The sequence below is a fragment of the Bradyrhizobium sp. 142 genome, from assembly GCF_023074015.1.
Taxonomy (GTDB): domain Bacteria; phylum Pseudomonadota; class Alphaproteobacteria; order Rhizobiales; family Xanthobacteraceae; genus Bradyrhizobium.
This window is the reverse complement of the sequence record NZ_JADPKQ010000281.1, coordinates 1-2038: the sequence shown is the minus strand read 5'-3', so window position 1 is coordinate 2038 and position 2038 is coordinate 1. Positions and strand designations below refer to the sequence as shown.

2 protein-coding genes are annotated in these 2038 nt (G+C 55.7%); one reads left to right on the top strand and one right to left on the bottom strand.

Annotated elements, in window-relative coordinates:
* Window positions 1–401 precede the first annotated feature (401 nt).
* Entirely contained in the window at window positions 402–881 is a 480-nt protein-coding gene (locus IVA82_RS24875; protein ID WP_247389508.1) for a nuclear transport factor 2 family protein, read from the bottom strand.
* A 97-nt stretch (window positions 882–978) separates the two neighbouring features.
* On the opposite strand from IVA82_RS24875, the gene IVA82_RS24870 reads away from it, so the two are divergent.
* A complete protein-coding gene (locus tag IVA82_RS24870) occupies window positions 979–1932 on the top strand; it encodes an AraC family transcriptional regulator (protein ID WP_247389507.1) in 954 nt (317 codons plus the stop codon).
* The last annotated feature ends 106 nt before the right edge of the window (window positions 1933–2038 follow it).

Genomic DNA, 2038 nt, shown 5'->3' with positions numbered 1-2038 from the left:
CGCCGCCGACTTCCTGCTCAATTTGATCGCCTATAACCTGATCCGCATTCCCAAACTGCTTGCCGCTTAGCCTCCCTGCCCCAGGGGGCACCCAACACCAGGCTAGAAAATTACATCCAACTCCAAAGCGCCGTCCCAACAACGACCGGCCAGAATACAAAAACCCTCCAGTTCAGGGGTTTTTCAGCAAACTGCTAGATTCGAATTAGGGCAATTGCCCTCAACCAGGCAGGTCCCGTTAATGGGATGGTCCAGCCGGTTTCGGCGGTAGCCAGTCAGGTCCGGTCTACCCGCAACTTCGGAATTGGCCGGATGCCCGTCCAAACCGCCGCGAAGGGCCAACAGCAGAAGTGGTCTGACAGGGCGGGGGCCAGGGCCTGCGCTCGGTCATGCCGTTTGCGCTATTGCGGAACTCGCGACGTGGTGTGCAACACCATCAACCAACGCCCGTCTCGCTTTTCGTACGCGTTGGTCGTGAAGGCCGTGAAGCTCACGGCATCCCCATTCTTGGACTTCCCTTGAACACTCTCGATTCCAACAACCCACCCCATGTTCTGCGCGAGATGGATCTGCGGCTCCTTCATCGATACTGAAATCTCGGCGAAGCGATCAAAAGTCCCTTCCCAGCTTTTGCGAACCGCATCCCATCCGACAATCAGGACCTTGCTGGCAGGATGCACGGCGATGACGTAAGGCTCAGCCGTCCAAACCTTTTCCATGGCATTGATGTCGCGGCCTGAAATGGCCGTATCGAAAGCAAGGTTGGCGGCAGCGACAGCTTCCACGTCCGACTTTTGCTCCGCGTGCAGAATGACCGCCCCCAGAATGCAAATGAGACCGCTGGCGATCACCAGCAGCCGTAGGGAAGAGCTCCAGATCATGGCTTTCTCCGGAAAATGAAGCAGTTAAGACCCTGATTTCTTCGACCCACCTTGCCTGCCCCCGTTGTGCTCCGACAGGTCAAGCTGATACCAATCGATGGTCAAAAATGGACAGGCGTGCGCGGTGGAAGGCTTGTCGGAAAAATCGATATTCGGAGTCGATTACGCAAATCCCAAGTTTCCGAAGCTTGGCATTGAATCATTATGCTTGTCTGAGCTTTTAAAGCGCGTATCGCCCAGCCACTTCGCCTCACCGCAGCGGCCCGGTTTCCATCTGTTGATGCTGTTTACTGCCGGAAGTGGGGATCACTTCCTCGATTTTCGCTGTGTTAGGTGCAAGGCAGGCACGCTCATCCATGCCCGGCCCGGTCAGGTTCAGCAGTTCGTCCTTGGCCAAAAGCTAGAGGCCGATATCCTACTCTTCACGTCAGAATTCATTTTGCCCGCGTTTTCAGCGGCTGACGGCGGCGCATTTGGAACATTGATTGATGACATCGTTCCTGAGGACGTCACGGACCTGCGGCCTGATGCGTTGGAGAGCGTTGGCAGTGTTATGTCGGTCATAAAGCGAGGATACGATCAAACAGATGGCTCGAAGCTATCAGCCACTACTCTCCAGCACCTCCTCTATGCAATGCTCCTGACAATCGCAGGCCATTACGTCAAGTGCGACGAGCGCTCCATCAAGGATAATCATAGCAGGACGTTCCAAAAATTCCGTCGAGCCGTCGACGCGAATTTCGCGCAAACGCGGAGCGTCGAGGACTATGCGGAAGCTATCGGATGTTCGGCGAAGTCTCTCCGCCGAGCTTGCATAATGGCGTGCGGTTCCAAACCCAAAGCAATAATAGAGCAACGCCTGATCCTGGAAGCGAAACGCTTGCTTGCGCACACCGGTCTTACGGTGGAAGCAGTTGCTGCAGAGGTGGGATTCAGTGAGCCAACCAACTTTGTGAAGTTTTTCAGACAGCACGGAGGGATGCGACCGCTTGATTTTCGAGTAAAATTCCCCGGCGCTCATTCCGGCTGTACCCCTGCACGAAAGGCATAGAGTTCCATTAATGGGATGGTCCGGCCGTGCTCCTGCCCCGCCAGCAAGCGAAGCTGGCAAGGGGCGCCACAGACAAGGAGCACGCCATGTCTCAGACACCCAATAC